Origin of the sequence: Glycomyces rhizosphaerae (genome assembly GCF_042647865.1) — a bacterium.
Lineage (GTDB): Bacteria > Actinomycetota > Actinomycetes > Mycobacteriales > Micromonosporaceae > Glycomyces > Glycomyces rhizosphaerae.
Genome location: NZ_JBHRWO010000007.1, coordinates 98,529 through 113,701, shown reverse-complemented (window position 1 = coordinate 113,701; position 15,173 = coordinate 98,529). Strand labels below are relative to the sequence as shown.

Annotated in this window: 12 protein-coding genes and 1 tRNA gene; 8 read left to right on the top strand and 5 right to left on the bottom strand. The window is 69.3% G+C overall.

Annotation, left to right across the window (positions count from 1 at the left end):
* Nucleotides 1-212 precede the first annotated feature (212 nt).
* A tRNA-Lys gene (locus ACFO8M_RS07350) sits at nt 213-288 on the bottom strand.
* A gap of 308 nt (nt 289-596) precedes the next feature.
* On the opposite strand from ACFO8M_RS07350, the gene ACFO8M_RS07345 reads away from it, so the two are divergent.
* Complete coding sequence (locus tag ACFO8M_RS07345; protein WP_387972654.1) at nt 597-1,772, top strand: S8 family peptidase; 1,176 nt, start codon at nt 597-599, stop codon at nt 1,770-1,772.
* A gap of 558 nt (nt 1,773-2,330) precedes the next feature.
* Nucleotides 2,331-3,074: a YaaA family protein gene (locus ACFO8M_RS07340; RefSeq protein ID WP_387972651.1), complete on the top strand. Its 744-nt coding sequence runs from the start codon at nt 2,331-2,333 to the stop codon at nt 3,072-3,074.
* A gap of 241 nt (nt 3,075-3,315) precedes the next feature.
* Here the strand turns inward: ACFO8M_RS07340 and ACFO8M_RS07335 are convergent, their stop codons facing one another.
* Nucleotides 3,316-3,813, bottom strand: coding sequence for an inorganic diphosphatase (locus ACFO8M_RS07335; protein ID WP_270108197.1), 498 nt, complete (start codon nt 3,811-3,813; stop codon nt 3,316-3,318).
* Between the two features lie 55 nt (nt 3,814-3,868).
* Here ACFO8M_RS07335 and dacB point away from each other — a divergent pair, with 55 nt between their 5' ends.
* The gene (gene dacB, locus ACFO8M_RS07330) at nt 3,869-5,317 is read left to right on the top strand and encodes a D-alanyl-D-alanine carboxypeptidase/D-alanyl-D-alanine endopeptidase (RefSeq protein ID WP_387972647.1); all 1,449 of its coding nucleotides are present in this window, start codon (nt 3,869-3,871) and stop codon (nt 5,315-5,317) included.
* Nucleotides 5,318-5,379: 62 nt separating this feature from the next.
* On the opposite strand, the gene ACFO8M_RS07325 is transcribed toward dacB, so the two are convergent.
* On the bottom strand, nt 5,380-7,182 hold the full coding sequence (locus ACFO8M_RS07325) for a carbohydrate-binding module family 20 domain-containing protein (RefSeq protein ID WP_387972644.1): 1,803 nt from the start codon (nt 7,180-7,182) through the stop codon (nt 5,380-5,382).
* A 323-nt stretch (nt 7,183-7,505) separates the two neighbouring features.
* Here ACFO8M_RS07325 and ACFO8M_RS07320 point away from each other — a divergent pair, with 323 nt between their 5' ends.
* Both ACFO8M_RS07320 and tilS read left to right on the top strand, forming a co-directional pair.
* Nucleotides 7,506-8,624, top strand: coding sequence for a zinc-dependent metalloprotease (locus ACFO8M_RS07320; RefSeq protein ID WP_387972641.1), 1,119 nt, complete (start codon nt 7,506-7,508; stop codon nt 8,622-8,624).
* Nucleotides 8,617-9,627, top strand: coding sequence for a tRNA lysidine(34) synthetase TilS (gene tilS / locus ACFO8M_RS07315; RefSeq protein ID WP_387972638.1), 1,011 nt, complete (start codon nt 8,617-8,619; stop codon nt 9,625-9,627). Before ACFO8M_RS07320 ends, tilS begins: the two co-directional genes overlap by 8 nt.
* Nucleotides 9,628-9,959: 332 nt before the next feature.
* Here tilS and hpt read toward each other — a convergent pair whose 3' ends face one another.
* Nucleotides 9,960-10,538: a hypoxanthine phosphoribosyltransferase gene (hpt, locus tag ACFO8M_RS07310; protein ID WP_387972635.1), complete on the bottom strand. Its 579-nt coding sequence runs from the start codon at nt 10,536-10,538 to the stop codon at nt 9,960-9,962.
* Between the two features lie 339 nt (nt 10,539-10,877).
* Here hpt and ftsH point away from each other — a divergent pair, with 339 nt between their 5' ends.
* Nucleotides 10,878-12,857, top strand: a complete 1,980-nt coding sequence (gene ftsH / locus ACFO8M_RS07305) for an ATP-dependent zinc metalloprotease FtsH (protein WP_387972632.1) — start codon at nt 10,878-10,880, stop codon at nt 12,855-12,857.
* 110 nt (nt 12,858-12,967) lie between these two features.
* Nucleotides 12,968-13,609, top strand: coding sequence for a GTP cyclohydrolase I FolE (gene folE / locus ACFO8M_RS07300; RefSeq protein ID WP_387972629.1), 642 nt, complete (start codon nt 12,968-12,970; stop codon nt 13,607-13,609).
* A gap of 145 nt (nt 13,610-13,754) precedes the next feature.
* Here the strand turns inward: folE and ACFO8M_RS07295 are convergent, their stop codons facing one another.
* On the bottom strand, nt 13,755-14,417 hold the full coding sequence (locus tag ACFO8M_RS07295; protein WP_387972626.1) for a hypothetical protein: 663 nt from the start codon (nt 14,415-14,417) through the stop codon (nt 13,755-13,757).
* Nucleotides 14,418-14,569: 152 nt separating this feature from the next.
* Here ACFO8M_RS07295 and ACFO8M_RS07290 point away from each other — a divergent pair, with 152 nt between their 5' ends.
* Nucleotides 14,570-15,160 carry a hypothetical protein gene (locus ACFO8M_RS07290; protein WP_387972624.1) on the top strand — a complete coding sequence of 197 codons (591 nt, stop codon included), beginning with the start codon at nt 14,570-14,572 and terminating at the stop codon, nt 15,158-15,160.
* Nucleotides 15,161-15,173 lie beyond the last annotated feature (13 nt).

Below are 15,173 nucleotides of genomic sequence, written 5' to 3'. Positions count from 1 at the left end.
CATGTCGGAAGCCGGGTGTCGGCAGCAGTCACACGCGCATTCATCGGCACTCGAAGTTCGACATCACGTTGGAGGTCTACACGAAGGCCTGGGATGAGGCCACGCGCGAGGCGCTGCGGCGTCTTGGGGAGGAGCTGGGCTAGCTGCCGGTGCTGTACCGGGCGGGCTTTCGGGCTCGCTCGGTTCTTTTCGCCCTAGCTGAGCTGGGCTTTTGGTGGGTCCAGTGGGACTCGAACCCACAACCTACGGATTAAAAGTCCGCAGCTCTGCCAATTGAGCTATAGACCCGCACGAGAGCATACCGTATCGCCCGCCGAAGTCGCAGTGCTGAGCCCGGCTGTGCGATCGCGACGCTGACGGGCCGGCATCGACCCGCGAAAGGGTTCGACCCCCGACCGTCGGGCTGGCGCATGGAGGCGATCGGGGTGTGCCCGGGGTCACCGAATCCGACCGGATTTCGTAAGGCGATCGGTGGACCGTGCCATTGGCATCCACTCTGTACCATCAATGCATCCGGTGCCGGCGACCCCCGCCGACTCCGGATTCCACATCAGTCTCCTGCCACCCTCGGCACTGATTCCCTAAAGGAACCCTCTATGCCCCATAAGCACAACAGCATCCGCAAGGCCACGGCCGCCGGAGTCGGAGCCGCGGCCCTTGTCGCGGTCGTCCTCACCGCCGTCCCCGCGCAGGCCCAGACCGTCGAGATCCTCGGCGCCGACTCCCCCGACGCGATCGCCGGGGAGTACCTCGTCGTCATGGACGACGTCGCAGCGCTCCCGGACGCCGCCGACGAGGCCGGAGTAACGGTCGTCTCGGAATACGACGAAGTCGAGACCTTCCTGGTCGAAGGCTCCGAAGCCGAGGCCCTCGAACTGGCCGCGGCCGACGGTGTCGCCTACGTCGAGCAGAACGCCGTCGTCTCCATCGACACCACCCAGACCGGTGCGACCTGGGGCCTCGACCGTGTCGACCAGCGCAACCTGCCGCTGACGGGCTCGTACTCCTACACCTACACCGGTGCCGGCGTGCACGCTTACATCATCGACACCGGGATCCGCTCCACCCACTCCGAATTCGCCGGCCGCATCGGCGCCGGGCGCGACATCGTCCAGGGCGACAACACCCCGTCCGACTGCAACGGCCACGGCACCCACGTCGCCGGGACCATCGGCGGCACCACGTACGGCGTCGCGAAGAAGGTGACCCTCCACGGTGTCCGCGTCCTCGACTGCAACGGCTCGGGCACCTGGGCCGACGTCATCGACGGCATCAACTGGGTCGCCAACAACGCGGTCAAGCCCGCCGTCGCGAACATGAGCCTGGGCGGCGGCAAGTCCTCGGCGGTCAACAACGCCGTGGCCAACGCGGTCAGCTCGGGCGTCACCTTCGCCGTCGCCGCCGGCAACGAGAGCGACAACGCCTGCAACTACTCCCCGGCCTCGACCGGTACGGCGATCACCGTCGCCGCCACCAACAAGGCGGACAAGCGCGCTTCCTTCTCGAACTACGGGTCCTGCGTGGACATCTTCGCGCCCGGCACCAACATCACGTCGGCCTGGAACTCCGGTACCGGCGACACCAACACCATCTCGGGGACGTCGATGGCCAGCCCGCATGTCGCGGGTGCGGTCGCGCTCTACCTGGACGCCCACCCGGGCGCGACGCCTGCCACGGTGACGTCCTGGATCAAGTCCAACGCCACCAACGGCAAGGTCACGAGCCCGGGCTCCGGCAGCCCCAACAAGCTGCTGTACAGCCGTAACCTGTAGCACCTGCAGCACTGATGCGAGCGCCGGGCCCTTCGGGTCCGGCGCTCTTTCCCGTTGTCGGCGGGAGTTCCGGCGTCCTCCGCCGCTCCTCGCCGGATCGGCACGCGCTCCGGCGGGCGTTGCGCTAACCGCCGGCACCGCCGGGACTCGTGCGCGCTCGGATTGTCGGTGCCAGGTGAGACAGTCGTGGATGGCGGCGCGCCGCCACGAGTATCCACAGCCTGTGGATAACGAGGCGGGGGCGGTTTTCGGCCGGACTCCACCGCCGGGCCGGTGGCGGTGGAGCCTGCGGCGGGCGGTGTGGGCTCGGCACCGCCGCTGGTGGACGGCGCGGCGGCAGTCGCGGAGCACCGCCGCCGCGCCTATTCGGTCAGCGTCGCACGCAGTCCTCGGTGGGGTCGGACCCGCTCCCGCTTGATCGAACATATGTACTATAAACCATCGCGTCGAGCCCGCACACCCCCGGTCGGGTGAATTCCCAAGGGATCTGAGGATGTCGTTCGCCGCCCGGCACGGCCCCGACGGCACCAGGTGGACGAGCAGGTAGACTCGCCTGCTGTGCTCATATTGCTGCCGCCGTCAGAAGGGAAGGCCGGTCAAGGCGACGGTCCTCCCCTCGACCTCGGTCGACTCTCCTCACCCGCGCTGAACCCCACTCGCGAGCTTCTCGTCGACCGTCTGGTCGAGCTGTGCGCCGAAGAGGACGCCGCCGTGAAGGCCCTCAAGCTGCCCGCGAGCGGACGCCATTACATCCAGGCGAACAGCGCGCTCCGCACCGCCCCGACGCTCGCCGCCTGGGAGCTGTACAACGGCGTGCTCTACGACCGGCTCGGCCTCGGGGACCTTCCCGACGGCGAGCAGGTCTTCATCGCGTCCCCGTTGTGGGGGCTCCTGCGGCCCTCGGATCGCGTGCCGCCCTACCGGATGCCGATGAGCACCCGGTTCCCCGGCCTTGACTCGCTGGCGAAGCTGTGGCGTCCGGCCGTCGCCGAGGTGCTCGGCGCCCGCGACGAACTCATCGTGGACCTGCGGTCGGGCACGTACGCCCAAGTGTGGGGCCCGAAGGACCGCGGCGTCGCCGTGCGCGTGTTCAAAGAGGACGCCGAAGGCGGGCGCACCGTCATCACCCACATGGCCAAGGCCACCCGAGGCGAGGTCGCCCGCGCGCTCCTCGCCGGCGGCGCCCGGCCCGAGTCGGCCGCCGACCTCGGCGACTTCCTCGCCGCCCAAGGCTGGAAGGTCGAGCTCAGCGAGCCGGCCACGAAGGCCAAGCCCTGGCTGCTCGACATCGTGAGCACCTGAGCGGAGTTACCTTCGCGTGTAGTAGCGAGCGCCCCCGGCAACAACCCTCCCCGGGGGAACCTGAAGCCACGCTGAAGCCCGAATCGGGTCCCGGCATCACGGTAGTTACCGTCGCGTTTCGTTCGGAGCGCCCCCGGTGACCACCCTGCCCCGGGGTACCTGAAGGCAAGCTGAAGTGGCTGGGGGGCAAAGCGAGAGGAAGGGCCCGGACGCGATGCGTCCGGGCCCTTCCTTCGTGTTGCTAGTGGTTCGAGTGGTAGCCGTTGGTCTTGGCGCGCTCGAACGAGCGGCGCACCTCTTCCTCGGCTTCCGCCCGTCCGGTCCAGGTCGCGCCCTCGACGCTCTTGCCGGGTTCCAAGTCCTTGTAGACCGTGAAGAAGTGCTGAATCTCCAGGCGGTCGAACTCGGGCACGTCAGCGATGTCCTTGAACCGGTCCTTGCGGGGGTCCTCGGCCGGGACGCACAGCACCTTGTCGTCCACGCCCTTCTCATCGCGCATCCGGAACATGCCGATGGCACGCGCGCGGATCACGCAACCGGGGAACGTCGGCTCCACCAGGACCAGCGCGTCGAGCGGGTCGCCGTCCTGGCCGAGCGTGTCGTCGATGAAGCCGTAGTCGGCCGGGTACACCGTCGCGGTGAACAGGGTCCGGTCCAGACGGATCCGTCCGGTCTCGTGGTCGATCTCGTACTTGTTGGCGCTCCCTTTCGGGATCTCAACAGTTACATCGAACTCCATCGGCCGACCTCCTCCAGGCTCAAATGCAGTGCTCTTCATGGCCTAGTCTCTGTGCATGTCCCTGAGCGACAACGCCGACCCCAAGGGCGCGAGTAGTACGCCACACGCCGGACCCGCCGCGCCCGCCCCCCAGCAGGGGCAGGCCCGCCGTCGCCGGGCGCTCACCTGGGTCTTCGCGACCCTCGCCGTCGTGGTCACCGTAGCCGCCGCGGGCGGCCTGGTGTGGCAGATCTCGGCCGTCGCCAGCCCGCGGACCGGGACATTCACACCACCTGAGGCCTATCCCCCGGCCGACCCGGCGCCCGTGCTCGCCGGATCGGACGCCGCAGCGCCGCTCCCCGACCTCGAATCGGTCCTGCCGGACCTCCTGGCCGACTCCCGGCTCAACGGGAGCCTCTCGGCGTCCTTCGCCGACGCCCTGACCGGGGAAGTCCTCTTCCAGCAGGAGGCCACGACCCCGCTCGCGCCGGCCTCCTCCATGAAAGTGGTCACTGCCGTGGCCGCGTTCGAACACCTCGGCGCCGAGTTCCGCATCCCGACCACGGTGGTCGAGGGCCCGACCGACGACAGCGTCGTACTCGTGGCCGGCGGCGACCCGACCCTGACGGTCGACGGCAAGGGCTACTACACCGACTACGCCGAGGGCGCGAGCCTCACCGACCTCGCCGACCTGGTCCTGGAGGCGCGCGGCGGCACCGCGCCGACCACCGTGTACCTCGACACGAGCGTGTTCACCGACAGCGTCAACGCGACGGGCGTGACCATGGCCGAACTGGACACCTCGACCGCGCCGATGGCGCCGATCATGGTCGACGGCGGCCGCACCGACAACACTCAGAAGTACTCCCCCCACCACGCCGACCCCGCGATGGTCGCCGCCCAGGAGTTCGCGGATCTCCTCGGCGCGACCGCGGTCGAGGCCGGGACCGCCGAGGCCGGCGCGGCCGAACTGGCCGTGGTCCACTCCGCGCCCATGTCGGCGCTGGCGGACTCGTTCATCCTCACCTCCGACAACCTGCTCGCCGACGCGGTCGCACTCCAGACCGCGCTGGCAGTCGAGGGCGAGATGACCTGGGCCGCGATGTCCACCGTGCATCTGGCGACACTCGAAGGCTTCAGCGCCGACCCCGCCGGGCTGGTGTTCCACGACGGCTCCGGGCTCTCGCCGGACAACCGCATGACCGCGAAGGCGTTCACGCAGATGCTGCTCGGCGCGGCCGGCTCGCACGCCTCATCGGTGTTCGAGTCGCTCCCGGTGGCGGGCTATTCGGGGACGCTCGACGACCGGTTCGGCACCGCCGAAGAGGGCGAGGGCGTGGTGCGCGCCAAGACCGGCACGCTCACCCAGCCCACCGGGGTCATCTCGCTGACCGGCACGTTGACCACGGCGAACGGCCGGCAGGTGATCTTCTCGCTCATCAGCAACGGCCACACGACGGGCGAGTCGGCGGTCGAGACGGCGATGGACGAGATCACCACGGCCGTGTCCCAGTGCGGCTGTTAGAACGCGGCAGGAAACGTCAAGGGCCCCGGGCATTCGCCCGGGGCCCTTTGCGCTGCTTGGTGTTAAGAGGCGTTCCAGGTCTGGTTCAGCTCCAGGCAGCCGGCGGCGGGCACCGTGGCCGTCCGGTTGCCGACCGATTCCCAGGTGTAAGCCCCCGAGGACCGCACGATCACGTACTTGTACTGGAAGGTCGTACCGGCCGGGACCGAGACCGTGCCCTTCCAGACCGGGTACGACGCGCCCGACAGGTGCGCCGAGCTGATCGCGGTCCAGTTGCCGAGCTGCGGGATCGAGCCGACGATGTACACCTCGTCGCCCACGCTCGTGCCGCTCACGGTGGCGTTCACGTCGACGCAGTCGTTCGTGGTCCCGCCGCCGCCGTTGCCGCCGCCCGACTCGTTGCCGGCGTAGATCGCCAGCGCGGTCTTGGCGGCCACGGTGGCCGTGAAGGCGCCGCCGGAGACGGACACTGTGGATCCGGAGATGACGTCCACGTAGGCGCCGTCGGGCATCGAGGTGGTGAAGGTCTGGGTGATCGAGGAGGATCCGGCGTTGACGACCGCGTGTCCGGTGTCGCCGCGGCCGAAGGCGAGCGCGTCGCCCGAGCCCCAGGTGTTGACGACGGCCTCGCCCGCGGTGGCGGCGCGGAAGCCGGCCATGCCGCTCATGTACGGGGAGCGGTGGATGCAGGTGAAGGCGTCGGAGCCGCAGTCGACGTCCGCGACGGTGCCGTCCGAGTTGAGGGGCGGGCCGGCGTGGGAGGTGGAGAAGGAGTAGCCGGTGTAGGAGGCGGGCGTGCCGAACGGGTAGGCGAGCATGAAGGCCTCGCCGAGCAGGTAGTCCTGGCCGTTGTTGTAGTTCATGGTGAGCGAGCCGCGCTCGGTGTCGTGGTTGGCGACGAAGACGCCTGCGGGTGCGGTGTAGCCCCAGCTGGTGCCCATGGTGGTCAGGTGCCGGGACTCGGAGCCGCCGTTGATGTGGTTCTTGAGGTCGTAGGAGTAGCTGAACTCCTGGACGTCGCCGATGCCGGTGTACTCGGCCTCGGTGATGGGTTCGCCGGCGGCGCCGATGACCTCTTGGACGACGTAGGGGTCGCCGCTGACGAGGTCGAAGATGGCGGCGAGGTCGGTGGCCGCGATGTGTTTGGCGGCGTCGACGCGGAAGCCGTCGACGCCGAGGCTCTGGAGGTCGTCGAGGTACGCGGCGATGGTCTCGCGGACGTCGGCCTGGGAGGTGTCGAGGTCGTTGAGGCCGACGAGGTGGCAGTTCTGGACCTCGTTGCGGTCCTGGTAGTTGTCGATCTCGCAGTAGGAGGAGCCGGTGTTGTGGAAGTCGGAGGCGTCGAATCCGGCGTCGGGGTAGTCGAACTGCCGGTACTGGCTGCCGGCCCAGCCGGTGCGGGTCTGGGAGGAGGAGCCGGCGGCCATGTGGTTGATGACGACGTCGGCGATGACGCCGATGCCGTTGGCCTCGCAGGTGGCGATCATGTCGGCGTATTCGGCGCGGGTGCCGAGGCGGGATTCGATCTTGTAGCTGACGGGCTGGTAGTGGATGTACCAGGCGTTCTCTTCGCCGGGGGAGGCGTCGGAGCCGAGGATGTGCTCGTTCGGCGGGGAGGTCTGGACGTGGGTGTAGCCGGAGTCGGCGAGGGGGCCGGCGCATTCGGCGGCGATGGAGTTCCAGTTCCACTCGAACATGTTGAGGATCGAGTCGCCGCCGGTGAGGGCCGCGGCGGGTGCGGCCTCGAGCTGCGGGTCGGGGTCGTCCCCGGCCTGGGCGGTGGGTACCGCGGCGACGGCGATGAGGGCCGCTAGGGCGGCGCCGCCGAGCGCGGGCAGTACGCGACTGCGGAGGTGGTGAGGCATCTTTGCTCCCTTTGCAATTCCTGCCCGCAAGTTTGCAAGATGTTGCGGACTCGAGAAGAACGTAGCATTGCCGGTCGATAACTTTCAAGATGTTCGATATTTGAATTCATACCGCTACGGAGCGTTGTCAGACAAGGGAGCGAATCACCGCAAAACGATGCGGCCCGTGAAATGGGCCGCGCCGCGCTTGGCAACGCGGCAAACCACGCCCGGGACGCGACCGCGCGTCGACCGCCGGAATCCGCAGGTCCCGGGACACCTCGATACGGGCGCCCTAGCGCGGGACAGTGGCGAGACGACTGCGCTATGGATAGGCTTGTCCGATGGCGCCGCCCGCAGGAAACCCGATGCTGCCGTCCGTCGACTGGCAGACCGCCGCCTCCTGCTCCAGGGCATTCAGCCGCGGCGGCCCCCGCATGAGCCCCGAAGGCGCCCTCGACGTCGTCGCCGACCTCCACCACCACGCCCGCAAGGCCATCGACCTCGTCACCGACTACACCGGACTCGTCCCCCAGTCCACCGCGCCCGTCGACGTCGTCGACCGCGTCCGCTGGAGCCAGGTCAACATCGCTGGATTCCGCCGCCTCCTCGCCGAACTCGGCGCCGAGAGCGCGAACCCCACCGCCCCGGTGTCGGCCACCGCCAAGCTCACCGGCGTCCAGACCGGCGCCGTCCTCGCGTTCCTCTCCTCCCGCGTGCTCGGCCAGTTCGAGACGTTCTCCACCGACACCGGACGCCTGCTCTTCGTCGCCCCCAACATCGTCGAGGTCGAACGCCGCCTGCGCCTGCCCGCGCGCGAGTTCCGCCTCTGGATCGCCGTCCACGAGGCCGCCCACCTCACCCAGTTCACCGCCGTCCCCTGGATGCGCGAGCACTTCCAGCACCTCATCCACACCTTCTTCGACGCCGCCGAACCCGAGCAGTCCTCCGCCGCCGGCCTCGCCCGCGCCGTCCGCCGCGCCCTCGCCTCCGCCCGCGAAGACGAGCACACCGGCGGACGCGCCCTCGAGCACCCCGGCACCGACGTCATGTCCGCCGTCACCAGTCCCGAACAGCGCGAAGCGATCTCGCGGATCCAGGCCCTCATGACCCTCCTGGAGGGCCACGCCGAATCCGTCATGGACGGCGTCGGCCGCACCTCCATCAACCACGTCGCGCTCCTGCGCCGCCGCTTCGACCGCCGCCGCACCCACCCCACGACGCTCCAGAAGTTCATGCGCCAGCTCCTCGGCCTCGACGCCAAGATGCGCCAGTACGCCGCCGGGCGCCGCTTCGTCGACCAGGTCGTCGCCGAACACGGCGTCATCGGCTTCAACCGCGTCTGGGAGCACCCGGCGAACCTGCCGACCGAGACCGAGATCGACCACCCCGAGCAGTGGATCGCCCGCGTCATCAGGGGTCGGGGGCTCGCGCCGCAGCGCCTCGGCGCCGGGCATGGCTAAACTGCCCCCTTCGGTCGCGCGCCTGCGCGTCGCCGTCGGCGACGCCCTCGACGACCTGCCTCCCGACTCCCTCGTACTCGTCGCCTGCTCGGGCGGGCCCGACTCCCTCGCGCTGGCCGACACGCTCGCGTTCTGCGCCCCCAGGAGAGGCCTGCGCGCCGGACTCGTCACCGTCGACCACGGCCTGCAGGAAGGCTCGGCCGCCCGCGCGGCCGAAGTGACCGCGTGGGCGGCAAAGGCCGAGCTCGACCCGGCCGAAGCGGTCAAGGTCGAGGTCGGCGGCGACGGCGGCCCCGAAGCGGCGGCCCGAACGGCCCGGTACGCGGCCCTCGACGACGCCGCCGAACGGCACGGCGCCAGCGCGATCCTGTTGGGGCACACCAGGGACGACCAGGCCGAGACCGTGCTGCTCGCGCTCGCGCGCGGCGGCGGTCCGCGCGGCGTCGCCGGGATGCGGGCGGTGCGCGGGATCTACCGGCGGCCGCTGCTCGGAGTGGCGCGCGCGGACACGCACGCGGCCTGCGCCGAACGGGGGCTCGAGCCCTGGGACGACCCGCACAACACCGACCCGAGGTATCTGCGGTCGGCGCTGCGCCCGGCCATGGACGTGCTGGTCGCGACTCTCGGCGACGATCTCGTGGCGAACCTGGCGCAGACGGCGGCCCTGGTCGGGGCCGACACGGACTTCCTCGACGGGCTCGCCCGGGAGGCCCTGGAGGACTGCAGGGTCGCGGGCGGAAGCGGCCCTGCCGGGCTGGACGCGAAGCGGCTGGCGGCGCTGGCCGGGCCGGTGCGGCAGCGGGCGCTGCGGGCCTGGGTGCTCGAGTCGGGGGTCGACGGGGCCGAGCTGAACCACCGGCACCTGGACGCGGTCGACGCGCTCGCGGCCGACTGGCGCGGGCAGGGCCCGACGTTCCTCCCCGGAGGGATCGAGGTGCGGCGCACCGGCGGCCGGCTCGAGGCCGCGGCGCTCGGCGACCCGGCCGGTCCCGGCGCAGCCTGAACACCGCTCGGCTGCCTGGTTTCAAGGCCCCGGTGAGCCGTGTCAATTGACGGCTCGCAAGCGTCGCCAAGGGCGCGATGCCCGCGGGGTCCGACAATCCGAGGCCGCCGAAACCCGGGCAGCATGTCGCCTCAGGCGCCCGCGTCCTCGGCGCCCCAGCCTCGGCGACGCTTGCGAGCCGTCAATTGGCACAGCGAAACCCTGACGCGCGGGTCCGACAGTCCGGGCCGCGGGCCGCTGCGTTCCGCTTATAGCGAAATAAAGAAGGACGGCCCGCGCACCGCGCGGGCCGTCGGGGACGAGACGAGGGGGCGACCAATGCGCCCCGGGCGTTACTTCTGGTAGACCTCGGGCTTGAGGACGCCGACGAACGGGAGCTCCCGGTAGCGCTCGGCGTAGTCGAGGCCGTAGCCGACGACGAACTCGTTCGGGATGTCGAAACCGAGGTACTTCACGGGGATGTCCACCCGCTGCACGCCCGGCTTGCGGAGCATCGAGACCACCGAGACCGAGGCCGGGTGCAGGCCCTCCAGGTACTTCAGCAGCCAGTCGAGGGTGAGCCCGGAGTCGATGATGTCCTCGACCACGAGGATGTGCTTCCCCGCCACATCGGAGTCGATGTCCTTGAGGATGCGCACGGTCCCCGAGGAGGTCGTGTGGCTCCCGTACGAGGACAGGGCCATGAACTCCATCTTCACCGGCACGCTCAGCGCCCGCGCGAAGTCGGCCATGAACATGACCGCCCCCTTGAACACGCCGACGAGCAGCAGCTCGTCGCCGTCCGCGAGCACGCCGTCGGCGTAGTCGGCCGAGACGATGGCACCGAGCTCGGCGACCTTCGCTCGGATCTCGTCCTCGGTGATGATGGTCCGCTCGATCTGCTCGGCGAACCAGGAATCAGGATCGAACACCGCGTCCCGCGCTGCAGCGGACGGAACGGATGGTGGGCTGGCTAGCTCCGACGTCATGTAACAAGGGTGCCACCCGATCGTCGGCGGCGCTGGCTTGGGTGGGCGAAGTCAACCTGCCCGTGGTACTAATTACGGTCTATCAGCGGGCGAGGTAGGGGCGGTATCCGTCGCGCGGTGCCAGCGGTGCTGACGCTGCGGGACGTTGGACCTCCGTACCGTGTACGTTCGAGTTGTCTACGCCTTGCAGCCCAGGAAACCCTGTGGGGCCACGGAGAAGCACGCCAACCGTGATGACGACAGCCTCGCTCTCGAGAACGCGAACTACGCAGGAGGAAACGAGTGGCCGACGCCGGGAGACCCACACCTGAGCGGAAGCGGTTCTTCCGCAGGCCGCTGGTCTGGATCGTGCTCATCGCCCTCATCGCGGTCCTGATCGGCAGCTTCTGGTCCGGCGGTTCGGACTACGAGGAGGCCACGACCTCCGAGGTCCTCAAGGACATCAACGACGGGAACGTCAAGGAGGCCAACCTCCTCGACAAGGAGCAGCTGGTCCAGCTCACCCTCAGCAACGACGACCAGGTCGAGGCCTATCTCCCCGCCGGGATGATGGAGACCGTCGCCACCGAGCTCGAGGACGCCGGCGTCAAGTTCGACACCGAGGTCAACGAGACCTCCGTGTTCGTGTCGTTCCTGCTGAGCCTCCTCCCGATCGTCCTCATCGTCCTGCTCCTGCTGTTCTTCATGTCGCAGATGCAGGGCGGCGGCTCGCGAGTCCTCAACTTCGGCAAGTCCAAGGCCAAGATGGTGTCCAAGGACACCCCGAAGACCACGTTCGACGACGTGGCCGGCGCGGACGAGGCCGTCGAGGAGCTCCGCGAGATCAAGGACTTCCTCGAAGACCCGAAGAAGTACCAGGAACTGGGCGCGAAGATCCCCAAGGGCGTCCTCCTGTTCGGCCCTCCCGGAACCGGCAAGACCCTCCTCGCGCGCGCCGTCGCCGGGGAAGCGGGCGTCCCGTTCTACTCGATCTCCGGCTCCGACTTCGTGGAGATGTTCGTCGGCGTCGGCGCCAGCCGCGTCCGCGACCTGTTCACCCAGGCCAAGGAGAACGCCCCCGCGATCGTGTTCGTCGACGAGATCGACGCCGTCGGCCGCCACCGCGGCGCCGGCATGGGCGGCGGCCACGACGAGCGCGAGCAGACCCTCAACCAGCTCCTGGTCGAGATGGACGGCTTCGACACGCGCGGCGGGGTCATCCTCATCGCCGCCACGAACCGCCCCGACATCCTCGACCCGGCCCTGCTGCGGCCCGGCCGCTTCGACCGCCAGATCCCCGTCGACGCCCCCGACAAGGAAGGGCGCCACGCCATCCTGTCGGTCCACGCCAAGGGCAAGCCGTTCGTCCCCGACGTCGAGTTCGAGACCATCGCGCGCCGCACCCCCGGGTTCTCCGGCGCCGACCTCGAGAACGTCATCAACGAGGCCGCGCTGCTGACCGCCCGCCACAACGAGAAGGCGATCTCGAACCACGCCCTCGAAGAGGCCATCGACCGCGTCATCGCCGGACCGGAACGCAAGGGCCGCGTCATGGGCGACGCCGAGAAGAAGATGACCGCCTACCACGAGGCCGGCCACGCGCTCGTCGCCCACGCGCTGCCGCACGCCGCGCCGGTACACAAGCTCACGATCCTCCCGCGCGGCCGCTCGCTCGGCCACACGCTCGTGCTGCCGACCGAGGACAAGTACACGCAGACGCGCTCGGAGATGATCGACACGCTCGCCTACGCCCTGGGCGGGCGGGCCGCCGAGGAACTGGTCTACCACGACCCGACCACCGGCGCCTCCGACGACATCGCCAAGGCCACCAAGGTCGCCCGCGCGATGGTCACCGAATACGGCATGTCCGCCAAGCTCGGCGCCATCAAGTACGGCACCAGCGGCTCCGAGCCGTTCCTCGGCAAGGACTACGGCCACCAGCGGGACTACTCCGACGACATCGCCTCCCAGGTCGACGCCGAGATCCGGGCGCTCATCGAGATCGCCCACGACGAGGCGTACGCGATCGTCACCGAGTACCGCGACGTGCTCGACCAGATGGTCACCGAACTGCTCGAGAAGGAGACGCTGAACACCGAGGACCTGGCGCGCATCGCCACCCGCGTGATCAAGCGCCCGCCGATGGCCCCGTTCAACGGCACCGCCTCCCGCAAGCTCGGCGACCCGCCCGTCTCGACCCCGAACGGCTCCAAGCCCGCCGAGGGCCCCGAAGAGGGCATCGAAGTCGGGCCCGCCACCGAAGGCCAGGCTCCGCAGGCGTAAGACGCCGAAACTGTTCACGGGCCCGTCTACCTGGTAGGCGGGCCCTTTTGCGCGCCCGGCGCGTGACAAAGCCCACTGGGGATGTCGGCGAAAAGCCGTAAGCTTGTGCGATGGCTGAACTCGACAACCTGGCCGCCCGACTCCTCGACGGCCGCATCAACGGCAGCCCCGTCGAAGACGCGGTGGACCTGGAGCGGATCGAAGCCGCCGTCAGGGAGATCCTGACGGCGATCGGCGACGACCCCGACCGGCCCGGACTCAAGGAGACCCCCCGCCGCGTCGCCCGCGCCTACGCCGAACTCTTCGCCGGACTGCGCGTCGACCCCGCCGAGGTCCTCAAGACCTCCTTCGACGAGAACCACAACGAACTCGTGCTGGTGCGCGACATCGACGTGCAGTCGTTCTGCGAGCACCACCTGCTGCCGTTCACCGGCGTCGCCCACGTCGGCTACATCCCCGGCCCCGCAGGCAAGATCGTCGGCCTCTCCAAGCTCGCGCGGCTCGTCGAGGTCTACGCGAAGCGCCCGCAGGTGCAGGAGCGCTTCACGAGCCAGATCGCCGACCAGCTCTACGCCTCGCTCGAAGCGAGCGGCGTGATCGTCGTCGTCGAATGCGAGCACACCTGCATGTCCATGCGCGGCATCAGGAAACAGGGTTCGACCACGGTGACGTCGGCCGTGCGCGGCCTCATGCAGTCGGACGCGCGCACCCGCGCCGAGGCGATGTCGCTGCTGCGCGGCACCACACGGTGAACCGCCCGCAGCACTGACCCGACAGTGCTCCTCAACCGTGCGACTCGACTTCCCGGGCAAGCGAACAGGCCGGATGCGCTGCATCCGGCCTTCGCTTATGGGGCGAGCGAGCCTAGGGGTGTCCAGGCATCGGAACGCTGGGTTGTTAGATGACCTGACCGGTCTGCGACTGGAAGGAGTCGCCCTCCGGGGTGGCCTCGGTGTAGACGGTGTCGAGGAAGCCGTCCTCGTCGCTGTCGCTGAGCACGGTGTCGGCGGTGCCGTCCGCGTTCGAGTCGACCGAGATCTCGTCCACGAGACCGTCGTTGTTGTAGTCGGTCGCAACGGTGTCGGCGTAGCCGTCGGCGTTCGAGTCGGTGGCGACCGAGTCGACGTAGCCGTCGGCGTTGGTGTCCATGGAGACCTGGTCGGTGTAGCCGTCGCCGTCGGTGTCCGACTCGATGGTGTCGATGAGGCCGTCGCCGTCGGAGTCGGAGGCGTAGGACTCGACGTTGCCGTCGCCGTCGGCGTCGACCATCAGGTCGTCGGAGATGCCGTCGCCGTCGTAGTCGGTCGCCACGCCCTCGGCGACGCCGTCACCGTCGGTGTCGATCATGGTCACGCCGTCGACCGTGATGGTGTCGTCCGCATAGCCGTCGCCGTCGATGTCGAAGGTCTCGGTGACCGTGGAGACAGAGGTGTCGTCGTAGGTCTCGTCCTCTGCGGTGTAGTCCTCCGCGGTGACGTCCTCGGTGTAGGTCTCCTCTTCCGTGGCGTACTCGTCGGTGGTGACGTCTTCTTCGACCGAGGCCTCTTCGTACTCGCTCATCGCTCTTCCATCCTTAGTTGAGAAGTGTTCCGTGCTTGTGAGAAGAACTTTACGACCGCCGCGAGGGCCGTGAATCCCCAGAGTGTGCCAACCCCCTATGCTTTTCACCGGTCACCCTGGCACCTGCTGTCACCACACGTCTGGAGTTCCCGTTGGGCCTGTCCGACAACGCATCCAGCAGCGCTTTCGACGTTCCCGCCCCGCCTCCGGCGCTGGTTCCGGTCCGGGCTTCGCGGGCGTTCGACCTGCATTCGTCGCGGGTGGTGGCGGGGGCCGCGGGCTGCGGCTGGCAGTTCGACCTGCGGGCGGACGACCCGATCACGCGCGACGGCATGCTGTTGGTGCCCTTGATATCCGAGGCCGACTACTACCGGGCGGTGGACGGCGACGGGGACGCGTACGCGAGCCTCGTCGCGGCCGACGACGTGTTCGTGCAGCGACCCGAACCCGGCACGGGGTCGCCGCGACCGGGATACCTGATCGAGCGGCTCTCGGACCCGGATACGCCGCCGGTGCGCCGCCCCTACCCGGCCTCGGACGTGCCGGGCCTGATCGGGCGGCGGGTCTGGTACTGGACGGACGGGGCCTTCAGGGACGACTTCCGTTGCGTCTCAGAGGCTTTCGAGGTCGACGGCGACTTCTGCGTGCGGGTGGTCGAAGAGCGGGCCTGGTACCGCTGGCAGCGAACGGGAACGGTCCCGAAGGCGCAGGACGCGTACATCCAGCACTTGTGGACGCAATGACACCGGCGCTCCG